The sequence below is a fragment of the Promicromonospora sp. NPDC090134 genome, assembly GCF_044746965.1.
Taxonomy (GTDB): Bacteria; Actinomycetota; Actinomycetes; order Actinomycetales; family Cellulomonadaceae; genus Promicromonospora.
Map to the genome: position 1 here is coordinate 1390116 of NZ_JBIVCZ010000001.1, position 14063 is coordinate 1404178.

The following is a 14063-nucleotide window of genomic DNA, read 5'->3' on the forward strand; positions in this document are numbered from 1 at the left end:
ACAAGGACATCATCATGCTTTCGATCAACCGCCTGGCCTTGGCCGAGCTCTCCCACATCGAGGCCGTCAACGGCGTCCGGTACGCCTACCGCCGCTTCGGGCGCACCTTTGATGCTCTCCCGGTCGTCTTCCTCCAGCACTTCCGCGGCAACGTGGACAACTGGGACCCGGCGCTGGTCGATGGCATCGCCGCCCACCGCGAGGTGATCCTCTTCGACAACACCGGCGTCGCCGGCAGCACGGGCACGACCCCGGACACCATCGAACAGATGGCTCGCGACGCCATCGAGTTCCTCGACGCTCTGCACCTGCCTCAGGTGGATCTCTTCGGGTTCTCGCTCGGCGGCTTCATCGCCCAGGAGATCGCCCTGACCAGGCCCGAACGCGTCCGGAAGCTGATCCTTGCAGGCACCGGGCCCAAGGGCGCGCCTGGCATGGAGGGCTGGTCGCCCGAAGTCCTCGAAGGCGTCGTCGTCGACGACAACACACCAGAGGGCTACATCAACGTCTTCTACACGAGCTCCACCGAGAGCCTCGAGGCCGGCCAGAAGTCCGCCGCCCGCATCTTCGCCCGCCAGGAGGGTCGCGATGCTGGACCGTCCATCGAGGCGAAGAACGCCCAGTACCGCGCGGTCGAGAACTGGGGCGCCCAGGACTGGCCAGCGGTCCATCGCCTGACCGGCATCGTCCAGCCGACCCTGGTCCTCCAGGGAGACCACGACGTCATGATTCCGACCAAGGCCAGCCACCTGCTGGCGGCGCTGATCCCTGACGCCCAGATCCACATCTACCCGGACGCCTCGCACGGTTCGATTTTCCAGTACCCGGAGGACGCCGCCGCTCGCGTCGTCGAGTTCCTTGCCTCGTAGATTGCGGGCGGCTGTGAGGTAGTTCGGGGACCCGGTGGTGCTAGGCCGTGTCCGGTGAATCGCGGAGCCAGAGGACGATCGCGTCGAGCGTGTGGCTCGCCCCGGCGTGTCCGGAGACTCTGTTTGTGGGTCAGGCGGCAGTCGTTCCACGGTGCACCGAGCGATGTCGTGCCCGTCCTGACGCAGCCGTGTCGTACGGGCCGAACAGAACCCGAGTCGCCAGTATCGCGGTCGCCGTGGGTCACCCGATGCCGCCATCGTGGTCCAGCCCAGCCGACTCACGCTGTTGGTCCGCCCGGTGGAGGGGAGGCGGTGGCCGCGTTCCGTAGTGCCATCGGTGACGACGTGACCGACCCGCGGGCGGTCGAGCTGGTGGGCGAGCTGTCGCTCGCGAGCGCGCGTTCCGTTCGCTCTGGGCTCGCCATGACGTCCGGCACCTCGAAGGTGGAACCACTACCGTCAACCATCCCACGGTCGGTGCGCTGCAGCTCAACCGGGAAAAGCTCCCGATCGGCGACCTCGTCCTGGTCGTCTACTACCCCGCCGGGGCACAGCGGCAGTGCGGAGAAGCTCCGTCTGCTCGCGTCCCAGGCGTCGGCCACCAGCGCCTGACATGGCGGCTCCCGGAGGTCGCAGCCCAGTCCAGGGCGAAGTCGGCGATCTCCTCCCACCCTCCCTGCCCGACCATGCGGTGCGTCCGCCCTGGGAACTCCTTGTACTCGACGACGGCGGAACTCTCCGTACGCCGGTACTTCTTGACGAGCGCCTTGCCGATCGCAGGCGGCACCACGTGATCCTCGCCGCCCATGATCACGAGCAGCGGTGCCCGGTCGGCACGGGTGTAGTCGACCTTCGTGACGCCGCGTCCTTCGTTGAAGAGTGCGAGCACTCCCTCGAACAGGACCCGGTTGTAGGCGTTCACCGCCTGTTCCTCCCACACCCGGTCCGACTCCGCGCGAGGCAGGTCGTTGCCGAACGCGTAGGTCCGCCAGGACCTGCGTCAGCACGCCCCCGAACGAGTGACCCATGATGATCGGCACCGACGCTAGGAGCGGCCGGGCCCGCCTGACGACGGGCTGGGTGGTACCGCGAGAGCCATGACCAGGGGTACCAGGCAGGCTCTCCCGGCGAGCCGTGCGGCGGGCTTGCAATGGTCGTGGGCCCGAACCTGAGCCCACGACCAAGGAGAAGATCCCGATGCCACTGCCCGCAGCCCCCGCACGCAACACCAGCTCGCCGTTCTCGTCGATGCACGGCCACCACACAGCGATCCGATACCCCGACTTCGAGGCGGCACGCTCGTTCTGGGTCGACACGATGGACTGGCGGGTCCTGCAGACCTGGCCGTACGGAGAGCTCACGCTCGCCTACGTGATGCCGCCCGACCAGGACGACTTCCACCTGGAGATCCTGGCTGGGCCCGGTGCCGCCGCCCAGGAGATCTACGACGACGTGGACGCGAGCCTGGTAGCGAACGGGTTCAACCACGTCTGCCTGTCCGTCGACAGCGTCGACGAGACGCTCGCCGCACTGCGCGAGCGTGGGGTCGACGTCGTCAACCCGCCGTTCGAGATCGACGACATCAGCGCACGGCTCGCCTTCTTCCGCGACCCGTGGGGCAACATGTTCGAGCTCACCGAGCGGACCGGTGGCGACCACGCGCACTGACCCCGTCACGTCACCACACCACGTCAGCACGACGAGATTCATGAGGAGATCTGCCATGGCTGTCTGGTTCGTCACGGGCGCGTCCCGTGGCCTGGGTGCGGAGATCACCCGCGCCGCTCTGGCGAGCGGTCACAGCGTGGTCGCCGCTGCTCGTGACCCGCGAACTGTGCGCGCTGCCTTTCCCGACGCGGGAGATCGGCTGCTGCCGGTGGCGCTGGACGTCACCGACGGGGCGCAGGTCCAGGCCGCCGTCGAAGCCGGCGTCGAGGCCTTCGGCCGCATCGACGTTCTGGTCAACAATGCGGGCCGTGGATTGCTGGGTGCCGTCGAGGAGGCGAGCGACGCGGAGGTCCGCGCGGTGTACGACACCAACGTGTTCGGCGTCCTGACCGTGACCCGTGCGGTGCTGCCGGTCCTGCGCGCACAGCGCTCTGGTCACATCGTCAACCTGTCCTCGGTCGGCGGCTTCGTGAGCTCCGCGGGCTGGGGCGTCTACGCCTCGACGAAGTTCGCCGTCGAGGGCCTCTCCGAGGCGATGGCCCTGGAGCTGGCCCCGGTCGGGATCGGCGTCACGGTGGTCGAGCCCGGGTATTTCCGCACCGACTTCCTCGACTCCTCGAGCCTGCACCGGGTCGCCACCGTGATCGAGGACTACGCCGAGGGACCGGCGGGAGCGATGCGCACGACCGCCGAGCAGGTCAACCACGGCCAGCTCGGCGACCCGGTCAAGGCCGGTCCCGCGATCGTGTCCGCGATCGACTCCGGCCGAGCCCCGCTCCGGCTGCAGCTCGGCTCGGACTGCGTGGCCTCGGTCGAGGCGAAGCTCGGCGCGGTGCGGTCAGAGCTCGACGCCTGGCGCGAGGTCGCCGTCTCCACGGACCACGACGACGTCGCCACGCCGGCACGCTAACGCGAACGGCGGGGTGGGGTGAGCGAGCGCCTCGCTCACCCCACCCGGCGGTGCGTACCGCCCGTCACAGCGGAGCAGGGACGGGTTTCTCGGCCGGCGTCCGGCTGGACATGAGGATCAGCTTCTCCGCCGACGGCGAGCCGCGGTCGGCGCTGTACACGATGACGGTCTGACCGTTGTCGGCCGGGAGCGGCAGCGCCTCGTAGTTGAGCCGCAGGTCGCCCACTGCCTCGTTGAAGAAGAGCTTCACGCCGTGCGTGTGCTCGAACAGCCGGTAGTCGGCCCAGAACCGCGCGAAGTCCTCCGAAGCCGCAGTGAGGTGGTCGACGAGGGCCGACAGGTACTCGTTGGCCCCCGCGGCAGCGGCATTGCGCAGGATCGCCACCATCTGGGGCGCGATGTCCTCCCAGTTCCGGTAGACGACCCGGGCCCGCGGGCTGAGAAACATCCAGCGGGCCATGTTCCGCTCGTCCGACGGCATGGCCGCGAAGTCGTCCAGCAGGAGAGTGGCCGCCCGGTTGATCCCGAGCACCTCCAGGTGCGGCCCGTGGATCACGGCCGGCGCGGGATCGAGCGCCTCGATCATCGAGATCAGCGCCGGCCGGGCTCGCATGGTGATCGGCGGTATCCGCTGGGTGTGGATGCTGTCGGGGTTGAGAAGTGCCCGCAGGTGCAACCGCTCGAGGCGGTCGAGCCGCAGTGCACGCTCGACCGCGTCGAGCACCTGCTCGGAGACGTTCCCGACGCGCCCCTGTTCCAGCTTCACGTAGTAGTCGACGCTCACCCCGGCAAGGATCGCGACCTCCTCACGGCGCAGGCCGCGCACCCGACGTGAGGCACTTGCGGGAGGCAGCCCGACGTCCTCGGGCTCGAGCGCCGCACGGCGCGACGTCAGGAAGTCCCGCAGGGCGTGATCGGTCCTCATCGACCCAGTATCCGCCGTGACAGGGCACTCATCAACGCTGCGCGGTCGGGCGGATGACGACCTCGATGACGTCGACGTCATCGACGTCGAACGGCTGACCGATGGCGTACCCGACGGCGTCGGCGATCGCCGACGCCGGGATCGCCAGCGCCATCTGCTCCCATTCGGTGATGCGCAGGTCGGCGAGCGGGGACCGGCTGGCGGCGTCGGCCGTCGAGCGACGTTGTCAGGCCCGGTGATCCACGGATCTCCGGGCCTGAGCGCTTTCCAGGGTCTGGGACGATGGTCCGCATGACAGCACCCGCACCCCGCCCCGAGCGCACCTCGCGCGTCGTCCTCGCGACCCTCGTCGTGCTCGGCCTCGTGCTGCTGGGTGCGGCGGCCTGGGTGGGGAGCCGTCCGGCGCCCACCGGCTGGTTCGCCTACGCGCCCTTGTCCGACACGACCTACGTGCCGGACGGCACCTCGTCTCCCGGCACCGTGGCCCTGCTCTCGGCCGCCGGCACGCTCCTGCTCGGCGGCGCGGCCGGCTTCGCCGTCGGACGGCGGAGCCGGCCCGCCGCGGACGCGCAGCCGGAGTGACGGCCGGCGCCCGCGCGACGCCCTGGGGTTCAGGCGACGGTGTAGCGGCTGGTGATCGCCACGCGGTTGAAGGCGTTCATCACCGTGACGATCCACGAGACCGCCCCGACCTGGTCGTCGGTGAGGACCGCCGCGGCGTCGGCGTAGTCGGCGTCGGCGACGTGCCCGTCGGCGACCAGGGTGATCGCCTCGGCCAGGCCGAGGGCCGCCCGGTCGGCGGCGGAGAAGTAGCCCGTCTCCCGCCAGGCGGGCAGCACGGCGATCCGGTCGGGGTTCTCGCCCTTCTTCAGGGCGTCGCGCGTGTGCAGCCGCAGGCAGAACGCGCAGCCGTTGATCTGGGAGGTGCGGATCCTCAGCAGCTCGACCAGGAGCGGGTCGAGGCCGGCCGACACGGCGTTGCTCTCGGCCTCCGCGGACAGGGCGGTCAGGGCCTTGTACGCGGTGGGCTGCTGCTTGCCCATGTCGACGCGCTGGGTGGTGGTCATGGTTCTCCTCGGAATCGTCGTGCGGCCGGGATCGGCGCGCGCCGCAGCGGCACCGGGGCCGCCAGGGAGACGACGTGGCCTGCCAGGACGTGACAGCCGGAGACGTGACACTCAGACGCGGGTGAGCTTGTCCGGGTTGAGGATCCGGCGGTAGGCGGTGATCCGCCCGTCCGCGATCTGCAGCGTGTCCACGGAGTACACCTGGCCCTCGCGACGGAACACCAGCGAGAGCTCGCCGCCCACCTCCACCAGGTCGATCCGGTCGGGCCGCCACTGGTGGCCGACCCGCACCATGAGCTCGGCCACCCGCTGACCACCGAGAACGGCCTTGCGTGCCGCGAAGACCTTGCCGCCGCCGTCGGTGACGTAGACGACGTCGGGGTCCAGCAGGCGGACCAGTCCCTCCAGGTCTCCGGTCTCGTAGGCGCCGCGGAAGGCTTCGAGCAGCCGCTCCCGCTCCGCCCGCGACACCCGGGACGTGCGTGGCATCGCGTCCTTCTCGGCGGCCACGCGCCGGCGGGCCCGGGAGGCGAGCTGCCGGGCGCCCGGCACCGTGACGTCGAGGATCTCGGCGATCCGCGCGAACTCGAGGTCGAAGACGTCGTGCAGCACGAAAGCCACCCGTTCGGGTGGGCTGAGCTTCTCCATGACCAGGAGCATCGCCGCGGTGACGGACTCGTCGACGAGCACGGGCTCGGCCGCGTCCGGCCCGGTCAGCAGAGGTTCGGGGAGCCATGGCCCCACGTAGGACTCCCTGCGGTGGCGGGCGCTCTTCAGGATGTCGTACGCCCGCCGGGCGGCGACGGTGATCAGCCAGGCCCGGAGGTTGCGCACCTCGTCCAGGTTCGCGGCGACGGCGCGCAGCCAGACGTCCTGGGCGACGTCGTCGGCGTCCGCCACGCTGCCGAGAATCCGGTACGCCGCTCCGAACACCGCGGGCCGGTGCGTTGCCCACTCGGCACGGAGCCGGTCCTGCCCGGGCAGGTCTGTCGCCACGTGGTCGCTCCCCTCGGTCGGGAGCAGCATAGGCAGAGCGAGCGCCGGGCCCGGAGATCGGGCCCGGCGCCGTGCACGACGACGGTCAGCCGATCCCCGCGCCCTCGGCGTCGGGCGTCAGCACCCGGGCCGCGAGCTGGGCCTGGACGCTCAGCTCGGCGGCCTTGAACGCGTGCTCCTGCGTCATCGCGTTCTCGGTGCGCTCGAGGCAGTCGAGGATGAGCCGGCCGAAGTACGGGTAGCCCACGTTCCCCTTGGCGACGAGGTGGTGCTCGCCCTCACCGTTGGCCAGGAAGACGTGCCCGGGGCCCTCGTCGGTGCCCACGTTCACGTACTTGCGCAGCTCGATGTAGCCCTCGGTGCCGAGGATGAACGTGCGCCCGTCGCCCCAGGTGCTCAGGCCGTCGGGGGTGAACCAGTCGACCCGGCAGTAGCCCGCCGCCCCGTTGTCCATCGCGATGTTGGCCTCGCCGAAGTCGTCCAGCTCCGGGTGCTCCGGGTGGTTGTAGTTGGCGATGGCGGCGTGCGTCACCTGCGCGTCCTTCGCGCCCGCGTAGTGCAGCATCTGCTCGAAGTTGTGGCTGCCGATGTCGCAGAGGATGCCGCCGTACTTGTCCTTCTCGAAGAACCAGTCGGGGCGGCCCGTGCCGAGGCGGTGCGGTCCCAGGCCCATGACCTGCAGCACGCGGCCGATCGAGCCGCGCTCGACGAGCTGGTCGGCCAGGACCGCCGCCTCGACGTGGATGCGCTCGGAGTAGTAGACGGCGTACTTGCGGCCGGTCCGCGCCGTGGCCTCCCGGGCCGCGGCGAGCTGGTCGAGCGTGGTCAGCGGGGCCTTGTCCGTGAAGTAGTCCTTGCCCGCCTCGATGGCGCGCAGGCCCAGGGCGCAGCGCTCGGACGTGACGGCGGCGCCGGCGACCAGCCGCACGTCGTCGTCGTCGAACACCTCGTCCTCGCTGCGCGCGACGCGCACGTCGGGGAACTTCTTCCGGAAGGCCTCCACCTTGGCCGGGTCCGGGTCGTACACCCACTTCACGGTGCCGCCCGCGGCCTGGAGGCCCTCGGCCATGCCGTAGATGTGGCCGTGGTCCAGCCGGACCGCGGCGAAGGGGAAGTCGCCCGCGCCCACCACGGGGTCGGGTACCGGCTCGGGTGCGTAGCTCGCGCCGCTGCTCGCGTTCATCAGATCGCCTCCTGGCTGCTGCCGACGGTGATCGCGCCGGGCAGGTCGCCCACCGACGCGGTCTTCTCGAAGAAGTGGGGCGCACGTGCCACCAGTGTGCCCGTGCGGTAGTACGGGTCGTCGGGCCGCAGCGGCAGGTCCACCGTGCGCCGTTCGATCCCGGCCTGGTAGATCGCGGTCACCAGCTCGACGGCGCGGCGGCCGTCGGCGCCGGTGACGGCGGGCTCGCGGCGCTCGCGGACGGCGGCGAGCGTGTCGCCGATCTGCCCGTTGTGGCCCTCGTGCGCCAGGGGCTCCCGGGCCGCGGCCAGGGCCTCGATCTCCGCGACGCGCCCGGGGTTTCCGCCGGGGGCGGGGAAGCCGTTGGGCGAGGCTGCCGAGGCCACCACCTTCCACGGCTGCGAGACGCGGGCGTCCCGGCCCTGCACGACGATCGCCTGCTCCTCGCCGTGGTGCACCACCGAGCTCGTCACCTCGGCCAGCGCCCGGTCGTACTGGAGCACGGCGACCGAGAGGTCCTCGACCTCCGCGTTCTCGTGCGCGGCATTGGTCAGCACGGCGGTGACCGCGTGGGGCGCGCCGAGCATCCACTGCGTCAGGTCGAGGTGGTGGATCGCGTGGTTCAGGGTGCAGCCGCCGCCCTCGGACTCCCACGTGCCGCGCCACCACAGGTCGTAGTAGGCGGTGCCGCGCCACCACGCGGAGCTCACCTGGACGTGCGAGACCGGCCCGGCGAGGCCGGAGTCCAGCACCTCCTTGAGCGTGGCCATGTCGTCGCGGAAGCGGTTCTGCGCCACGACGGACAGCACGCGGCCGTGCTCGGCGGCGGCCGCGATCATCGCGTCGCACTCCTCCAGGGAGGGCGCCATCGGCTTCTCGACCAGCACGTCCACGCCGGCGCGCAGGGCGGTGACCGTCAGCTCCGCGTGGGTCGACGGCGGCGTCGTGATGCTCACCAGGTCGAGGTCCCGCTCGGCGGCCAGCAGCTCCTCGATGCTCTCGTAGGCCCGCGCACCGGGCACCTGGAGCCGCGCGCGCTGCTCGGCGGCCTTGCCCGGGACGATGTCGCAGACGGCGACGACCTCGCACTCCTGCGTGAAGCGGCGGTATCCCTCGGCGTGCGCACCGGCGATACCGCCGGTCCCGACGATGCCGATCTTGAGCATGCTTCCTCCGGTTGGACGACGACGTCACGACGCCGACCAGCGGAACGGTGCGACGTCGCAGATCGCATCATACGTATGATGCAACGGTTCAACATCGTCATGTCCGGTGCGCGGGATGTCAAGGGCCGGTCTGCCGTCAGGGGACGACGGCGGGCATGAGCGCCCCCGTCGACTCCCGCCACACGACGCGCTGGAGCGGCGCCGTGTGCGCGGGGGGCTCCTCGTGCCGTACCGCCGCGACGAGCCGGCGCATCGCGCGCCGTCCGGCCTCGACGAAGTCCACGGGGATCGTGGTGAGCGACGGCGTCGTGAACGCGCTGAAGTCGGCGTCGTCCCAGCCGGTGACGACGAGATCGCCCGGGACGGACCAGCCGCGCTCCGCAGCCCCGCGCAGCACGCCGAGCGCCACGTAGTCGTTCGCCGCGATCACGGCGAGCGGGGCGGCGCCGTCGGGGAGGGCGAGGATGGCCTCCCGGCCCGACTCGGGGGACCAGGCGCTGCCGACGACGCCCAGCGACTCGACGCCGAGGCGCTCGACCTCCGCGAGGTAGACGTCGCGCCGGGAGCGCGCCGAGGCGAAGTGCTCGGGCCCGGCCACGTGCAGGAACCGGTGGTGGCCCGCTGCGACCAGCGCCGAGATCACGGTGCCCAGCAGGCCCGCGTCGGCGAGCTCGCCGGTGGTGCGCAGCTGCTCGTCCAGGGCCGTCTCGGCCACGACCGGGGCGGCGTCCTCGTCGAGGGTGAGCGCGTCCGGGACCACCGGCAGGAACGTCAGCACGCCCTCGACCTGGCCGCCCCGCGCCAGGTCGACGACACGCTCGGTGCGGGCCTCGGCCGTCCCGTCGACGCTGTGGGTGTCCACGGCGTAGCCGGCCTCGGCGGCGACCTCCGCCGCGCCGGTGAGCATGCGCAGCCGGTTGTCCACCGTCACGCCGGTGACCACGGCGAGCCGGCCCGAGCGCTGGGTGCGCATCGACCGCGCCGCGAGGTTGGGCCGGTAGCCCATCGACGCCGCGACCGCCAGCACGTGCTCGCGGGTCCGGGGCGCGATCGTGCCCTTGCCGGACAGGGCGTAGCTGACCGTCGACTGCGAGACTCCCGCGGCGCGCGCGACGTCGTGGCTGGTGGGCTGGCGGGCTGACATCGACACAGTGTCCCCTCTTGCCGGGACCGGCCGCATCAGCTCGCCGGCGCGGCCGGTGCCGGGCCCGCGGGCACCGGCTCCTCGAAGACCAGCAGCGTGTGGGTGTTCACGATGCCGTTCATGCCCTGGATCTGGTCCAGGATCAGGTGCCGCAGGTCGGCGTTGTCGCGGGCGCGCACGAGCAGGACGAGGTCGAACTCTCCGCCGACCAGGCCGATGTGCTCGACGCCGCGCAGGGTGCGCAGCTCCTCGCGGACCGAGCGCCACTGCGCCTGGTCCAGGTTGACCGTCACGTAGGCCGACGTGCCCAGCCCGGCCAGGACCGGGTCGATCTCCGCGCGGTAGCCGCGGATCACCCCGGTGGACTCCAGCCGCTGCACGCGCACGTACGCGTTGGCCCGCGAGATGTGCAGCGTCTCGGCGAGCGTCCGCATGGACATCCGGCCGTCCCGGCGCAGCTCGTCGATGATGCGCCGGTCGACGTCGTCCAGGCCCGCTGCCACTTGTCTCGTCACCACGCCCTCAGCCCCTTCTGTGCTGGACATTTGGATCGCGTGACCCGGTCATGACTGGACAGGTTCTCGGATCCTCGCCGTTGATGGAATCCGAATGGAACTTTGACCAGTATATCTACATGGCGATCGACGAAGATCTCATGCTGCCCTCGCGGGTGCCGGTCATGCTCCTCGACCCGGACGGCCGGCCGACGGACGACGACACGGCCGCGCTGCCCGCGGCCGACGACCTGCTGCGTGGCCTCGCGGGCATGGTCACCGCCCGCCGGTTCAACGAGCAGGCCTCGGTGCTCGTGCGGCAGGGGCGACTGGCCGTCTACCCGTCGTCGTACGGGCAGGAGGCCTGCCAGGTCGCGGCCGCGCAGGTGCTCACGCAGGGGGACTGGCTCTTCCCGACCTACCGCGACACCGCCGCGGCCGTGGCGCGCGGCGTGGACCCCGTCGAGGTGCTCGGCCTGCTCAAGGGGGACTGGCACTCGGGGTACGACCCGTACGAGCGGCGCGTCGCGCCCCTGGCGACCCCGCTCGCCACGCAGCTCCCGCACGCCGTGGGGGTGGCGCACGCGGCGCGGCTGCGCGGGGAGTCCACCGTGGTGCTGGCGATGTGCGGCGACGGCGCCACGAGCGAGGGCGACTTCCACGAGGCGCTGAACTTCGCCGCCGTCTTCCGGGCGCCCGTCGTCTTCTTCGTGCAGAACAACCAGTACGCGATCTCGGTGCCGCTGTCCCGGCAGACGGTCGCGCCGTCGCTGGCGCACAAGGGCGTGGGCTACGGCGTGCCCGGCGAGCAGGTGGACGGCAACGACCTCGCGGCCCTGCTGCACGTCCTGTCCGCGGCGGTCGGCCGCGCCCGGGCCGGGGAGGGGCCCCAGCTCGTCGAGGGGCGCACCTACCGCATGCAGGCCCACACCAACGCCGACGACGCGACCCGCTACCGGAGCGACGACGAGGTCGCCGGCTGGGCGGCCAAGGACCCGATCCGCCGCCTGGAGACCTACCTGCGCGGGGCGGGCCTGCTCGACGACGCGCGCGCCGCTGCCGACGCCGACGCCGCCGAGCGGCTCGCCCGGCACACCCGGGACGGCATCGCCGTGGACGTCGTACCGGACCCCGAGGACCTGTTCCGCTTCGTCTACTCCACGCCGACGCCGCAGCTCGTGGAGCAGCTCGCCCTGGTCCGGGACGAGCTGAGCCGGGACGAGCCGAGCCGTGAGGAGACGCCCTGATGACCACCACCAGCCCCGCGGTGGAGCGCGAGACGCTCAGCACCGCCCAGGCGATCAACCGGGCGCTGCGCGACGCGCTGGCCGAGGACCCCACGGTGCTCGTGCTGGGCGAGGACGTCGGCCCGCTCGGCGGCGTCTTCCGGGTCACCGACGGGCTCACCGCCGAGTTCGGCGAGGACCGCTGCTTCGACACCCCGCTCGCCGAGGCCGGCATCGCGGGCTTCGCCGTCGGCCTCGCGATGAACGGCATGCGGCCCGTGATCGAGATGCAGTTCGACGCCTTCGCGTACCCCGCCTTCGAGCAGGTGGTCAGCCACATCGCGAAGATGCGGAACCGGACCCGCGGCCGCGTCGAGCTGCCCCTGGTCATCCGGGTCCCGTACGCCGGCGGCGTGGGCGGCGTCGAGCACCACAGCGACTCGTCGGAGGCCTACTACGCGCACACGCCCGGGCTGCACGTCGTCGCGCCGTCGAACCCGTCGGACGCCTACTGGCTCCTGCGCGAGGCGATCGCCTCGCCCGACCCCGTGGTCTTCCTCGAACCGAAGAAGCTCTACTGGGCCAAGGGCGAGGTCTCGTTCGAGACCGGCGGCGGGCGGGGCATCGGCACGGCCGTCGTGCGCCGCCCGGGCACCGATGCCACGCTGATCGCCTACGGCCCGTCCGTGCCGGTCGCGCTGGAGGCCGCCGAGGCGGCCGCACGCGACGGCCGCAGCCTCCAGGTCGTCGACCTGCGCTCGATCGTCCCGTTCGACGACGCCGGGGTCTGCGCGGCCGTGGAGTCGACCGGACGCGCCGTCGTGGTCGCCGAGGCGGCGGGGTTCGCCAGCGTCGCCTCCGAGGTCGCGGCCCGGGTGGGCGAGCGCTGCTTCCACTCGCTGGCTGCGCCGGTCCGGCGTGTCACGGGCTTCGACATCCCCTACCCGCCGCCCAAGCTGGAGCACCTCCAGCTCCCGTCCGTCGACCGGATCCTCGACGCCGTCGACGACCTGCAGTGGGAGGACGCATGACCAGCACCGTGACCGAGCAGACCTTCCTCCTGCCCGACCTCGGCGAGGGCCTGACCGAGGCCGAGGTGGTGCAGTGGCTGGTCGCCGAGGGCGACGTCGTGACCATGGACCAGCCGGTGGTGGAGGTCGAGACCGCCAAGTCCGTGGTCGAGGTGCCGTGTCCGTACGCCGGCCGGGTGGGCGTGCTGCACGCGGCCGAGGGGGAGTGCGTCGAGGTGGGCAGGCCGCTGATCACGATCTCGGCCGAGCTGGAGCCGGAGCCTGACCCGCAGCCCGAACCCGGCCCGGATCCCGACGCCGAGGCCTACCGCACCGAGGAGCAGGCCGGGTCGGGGAACGTGCTGGTCGGGTACGGGACGTCCGCGCATCCCGGCGCGGGGCGGCGGCGGCGGCCCCGGGGCGCCCGGCCGACGGCGCTCGCCGTGCCTGCCGAGGTCGCCGCGCCGTCGGAGAGCGCCGCGACCCCCGCCGTCGCGAACTCCGCCCCGCACGACAGCCGCGCGGTCCGCGTGATCTCCCCGATCGTCCGGCGGCTTGCCCGCGAGGCGGGCCTGGACCTGGCCGCGATCCCGCCCACGGGCGCGGGCGGCACCGTCACCCGGTCGGACGTGCGCGCCGCGGCCGAGCGGGCGCGGGCCACCTCGGCCCCGACCCCCGTCCCCCCGGCGACCCCGGGGCAGCACCACATCCCGCTCAGCGGCTTCCAGAGGGCGGCGTCCCGGGTGCTCTCGCGCAGCCGCGCCGAGATCCCCGAGGCGACGGTCTGGGTCGACGTCGACGCCACCGCGCTCTGGGAGCTGCGCGAGGCCACCCGCACGCCCGACGACCCCGGCCCGGGCCTGCTCGCCCACATCGCGCGGTTCGTCGTGGCGAGCCTGGAGGCCTACCCGGTGCTCAACGCGCGGCTCGACGCCGAGCGCGACGAGATCGTCGTGTCCGACGCCGTCAACCTCGGCATCGCCGTCCAGGGCGAGCTCGGGCTGGTCGCCCCGGCCGTGCTCGGCGCCGACGCGCTGACCACACGCGAGCTCGACGCGGCCCTGCGCGACCTCACCGCCCGGGCCCGGGTCGGGAAGGCCACGCCCGAGGAGCTCAGCGGCGGCACGTTCACGCTGAACAACTACGGCAGCCTCGGGGTCGACGGCAGCGCCGCGATCATCAACCACCCGCAGGTCGCGATCCTGGGGTTCGGCCGCATCATCGACCGGCCCTGGGTCGTGGCCGGCCAGATCGTGCCGCGCAAGATCACCCAGATGTCCTTCGTCTTCGACCACCGGGTCTGCGACGGCGCGACGGCGGCGGCCTTCATGCGCACGGTCGCCGACGCGATGGAGAACCCGCTCCCGGCGATCGTCCGCCTGTGACGCCGTCCTGAGCCGCGTCC

At 72.2% G+C, this 14063-nt stretch carries 16 protein-coding genes and 1 pseudogene; 8 read left to right on the forward strand and 9 right to left on the reverse strand.

All coding sequences use genetic code 11. The features are described from left to right. The first annotated feature begins 14 nt into the window (after positions 1 to 14). Positions 15 to 869, forward strand: a complete 855-nt coding sequence (locus ACIPN7_RS06070; protein WP_400538993.1) for an alpha/beta fold hydrolase — start codon at positions 15 to 17, stop codon at positions 867 to 869. 392 nt (positions 870 to 1261) lie between these two features. Further along, positions 1262 to 1393: pseudogene (locus ACIPN7_RS06075) on the forward strand (hypothetical protein); the annotation flags it as partial. Positions 1394 to 1404: 11 nt separating this feature from the next. On the opposite strand, the gene ACIPN7_RS06080 reads toward ACIPN7_RS06075, so the two are convergent. Then, positions 1405 to 1791: a hypothetical protein gene (locus ACIPN7_RS06080; RefSeq protein WP_400538994.1), complete on the reverse strand. Its 387-nt coding sequence runs from the start codon at positions 1789 to 1791 to the stop codon at positions 1405 to 1407. 275 nt (positions 1792 to 2066) lie between these two features. Between ACIPN7_RS06080 and ACIPN7_RS06085 the strand changes: the two genes are divergently transcribed. Further along, complete coding sequence (locus tag ACIPN7_RS06085) at positions 2067 to 2537, forward strand: VOC family protein (RefSeq protein WP_400538995.1); 471 nt, start codon at positions 2067 to 2069, stop codon at positions 2535 to 2537. Between the two features lie 55 nt (positions 2538 to 2592). After that, positions 2593 to 3447, forward strand: a complete 855-nt coding sequence (locus ACIPN7_RS06090) for an oxidoreductase (protein ID WP_400538996.1) — start codon at positions 2593 to 2595, stop codon at positions 3445 to 3447. Between the two features lie 64 nt (positions 3448 to 3511). On the opposite strand, the gene ACIPN7_RS06095 is transcribed toward ACIPN7_RS06090, so the two are convergent. Both ACIPN7_RS06095 and ACIPN7_RS06100 read right to left on the reverse strand, forming a co-directional pair. Further along, the gene (locus tag ACIPN7_RS06095; protein ID WP_400538998.1) at positions 3512 to 4372 is read right to left on the reverse strand and encodes a helix-turn-helix transcriptional regulator; all 861 of its coding nucleotides are present in this window, start codon (positions 4370 to 4372) and stop codon (positions 3512 to 3514) included. A gap of 31 nt (positions 4373 to 4403) precedes the next feature. Next, entirely contained in the window at positions 4404 to 4526 is a 123-nt protein-coding gene (locus tag ACIPN7_RS06100; protein ID WP_400539000.1) for a hypothetical protein, read from the reverse strand. 137 nt (positions 4527 to 4663) lie between these two features. Between ACIPN7_RS06100 and ACIPN7_RS06105 the strand changes: the two genes are divergently transcribed. Beyond that, on the forward strand, positions 4664 to 4954 hold the full coding sequence (locus tag ACIPN7_RS06105) for a hypothetical protein (RefSeq protein WP_400539002.1): 291 nt from the start codon (positions 4664 to 4666) through the stop codon (positions 4952 to 4954). A gap of 29 nt (positions 4955 to 4983) precedes the next feature. On the opposite strand, the gene ACIPN7_RS06110 is transcribed toward ACIPN7_RS06105, so the two are convergent. The 6 genes from ACIPN7_RS06110 to ACIPN7_RS06135 all read right to left on the reverse strand — a co-directional run bounded on the left by ACIPN7_RS06110 (position 4984) and on the right by ACIPN7_RS06135 (position 10443). Further along, positions 4984 to 5439 (reverse strand): carboxymuconolactone decarboxylase family protein, encoded by a 456-nt coding sequence (locus ACIPN7_RS06110; protein ID WP_400539004.1) that lies wholly within the window; start codon positions 5437 to 5439, stop codon positions 4984 to 4986. A 111-nt stretch (positions 5440 to 5550) separates the two neighbouring features. Then, positions 5551 to 6465: an RNA polymerase sigma factor SigJ gene (gene sigJ / locus ACIPN7_RS06115; RefSeq protein WP_400539006.1), complete on the reverse strand. Its 915-nt coding sequence runs from the start codon at positions 6463 to 6465 to the stop codon at positions 5551 to 5553. Between the two features lie 55 nt (positions 6466 to 6520). Continuing rightward, the gene (locus tag ACIPN7_RS06120) at positions 6521 to 7618 is read right to left on the reverse strand and encodes a Gfo/Idh/MocA family protein (protein WP_400539008.1); all 1098 of its coding nucleotides are present in this window, start codon (positions 7616 to 7618) and stop codon (positions 6521 to 6523) included. Next, entirely contained in the window at positions 7618 to 8784 is a 1167-nt protein-coding gene (locus ACIPN7_RS06125) for a Gfo/Idh/MocA family protein (protein WP_400539009.1), read from the reverse strand. The genes ACIPN7_RS06120 and ACIPN7_RS06125 overlap by 1 nt, the downstream gene beginning before the upstream one ends. Before the next feature lie 136 nt (positions 8785 to 8920). Then, positions 8921 to 9928 carry a LacI family DNA-binding transcriptional regulator gene (locus tag ACIPN7_RS06130; RefSeq protein ID WP_400539011.1) on the reverse strand — a complete coding sequence of 336 codons (1008 nt, stop codon included), beginning with the start codon at positions 9926 to 9928 and terminating at the stop codon, positions 8921 to 8923. 35 nt (positions 9929 to 9963) lie between these two features. Beyond that, positions 9964 to 10443: an Lrp/AsnC family transcriptional regulator gene (locus ACIPN7_RS06135; RefSeq protein ID WP_400539013.1), complete on the reverse strand. Its 480-nt coding sequence runs from the start codon at positions 10441 to 10443 to the stop codon at positions 9964 to 9966. A 119-nt stretch (positions 10444 to 10562) separates the two neighbouring features. Here ACIPN7_RS06135 and ACIPN7_RS06140 point away from each other — a divergent pair, with 119 nt between their 5' ends. From ACIPN7_RS06140 to ACIPN7_RS06150, 3 genes are read left to right on the forward strand one after another with little or no spacing between them, the layout of a single operon-like run. Beyond that, positions 10563 to 11669, forward strand: a complete 1107-nt coding sequence (locus ACIPN7_RS06140) for a thiamine pyrophosphate-dependent enzyme (RefSeq protein WP_400539014.1) — start codon at positions 10563 to 10565, stop codon at positions 11667 to 11669. After that, positions 11669 to 12679, forward strand: a complete 1011-nt coding sequence (locus ACIPN7_RS06145; RefSeq protein ID WP_400539015.1) for an alpha-ketoacid dehydrogenase subunit beta — start codon at positions 11669 to 11671, stop codon at positions 12677 to 12679. Before ACIPN7_RS06140 ends, ACIPN7_RS06145 begins: the two co-directional genes overlap by 1 nt. Continuing rightward, positions 12676 to 14043: a dihydrolipoamide acetyltransferase family protein gene (locus tag ACIPN7_RS06150; protein ID WP_400539016.1), complete on the forward strand. Its 1368-nt coding sequence runs from the start codon at positions 12676 to 12678 to the stop codon at positions 14041 to 14043. The genes ACIPN7_RS06145 and ACIPN7_RS06150 overlap by 4 nt, the downstream gene beginning before the upstream one ends. Positions 14044 to 14063 lie beyond the last annotated feature (20 nt).

Bases quoted from the DNA above. Each gene is read 5' to 3' on its own strand.
- ACIPN7_RS06070 (WP_400538993.1), top strand. From the start codon at position 15: ATGCTTTCGATCAACCGCCTGGCCTTGGCCGAGCTCTCCCACATCGAG.
- ACIPN7_RS06085 (WP_400538995.1), top strand. From the start codon at position 2,067: ATGCCACTGCCCGCAGCCCCCGCACGCAACACCAGCTCGCCGTTCTCG.
- ACIPN7_RS06090 (WP_400538996.1), top strand. From the start codon at position 2,593: ATGGCTGTCTGGTTCGTCACGGGCGCGTCCCGTGGCCTGGGTGCGGAG.
- ACIPN7_RS06095 (WP_400538998.1), bottom strand. From the start codon at position 4,372: ATGAGGACCGATCACGCCCTGCGGGACTTCCTGACGTCGCGCCGTGCG.
- ACIPN7_RS06100 (WP_400539000.1), bottom strand. From the start codon at position 4,526: ATGGCGCTGGCGATCCCGGCGTCGGCGATCGCCGACGCCGTCGGGTAC.
- ACIPN7_RS06105 (WP_400539002.1), top strand. From the start codon at position 4,664: ATGACAGCACCCGCACCCCGCCCCGAGCGCACCTCGCGCGTCGTCCTC.
- ACIPN7_RS06110 (WP_400539004.1), bottom strand. From the start codon at position 5,439: ATGACCACCACCCAGCGCGTCGACATGGGCAAGCAGCAGCCCACCGCG.
- sigJ (WP_400539006.1), bottom strand. From the start codon at position 6,465: ATGCTGCTCCCGACCGAGGGGAGCGACCACGTGGCGACAGACCTGCCC.
- ACIPN7_RS06120 (WP_400539008.1), bottom strand. From the start codon at position 7,618: ATGAACGCGAGCAGCGGCGCGAGCTACGCACCCGAGCCGGTACCCGAC.
- ACIPN7_RS06125 (WP_400539009.1), bottom strand. From the start codon at position 8,784: ATGCTCAAGATCGGCATCGTCGGGACCGGCGGTATCGCCGGTGCGCAC.
- ACIPN7_RS06130 (WP_400539011.1), bottom strand. From the start codon at position 9,928: ATGTCAGCCCGCCAGCCCACCAGCCACGACGTCGCGCGCGCCGCGGGA.
- ACIPN7_RS06140 (WP_400539014.1), top strand. From the start codon at position 10,563: ATGGCGATCGACGAAGATCTCATGCTGCCCTCGCGGGTGCCGGTCATG.
- ACIPN7_RS06145 (WP_400539015.1), top strand. From the start codon at position 11,669: ATGACCACCACCAGCCCCGCGGTGGAGCGCGAGACGCTCAGCACCGCC.
- ACIPN7_RS06150 (WP_400539016.1), top strand. From the start codon at position 12,676: ATGACCAGCACCGTGACCGAGCAGACCTTCCTCCTGCCCGACCTCGGC.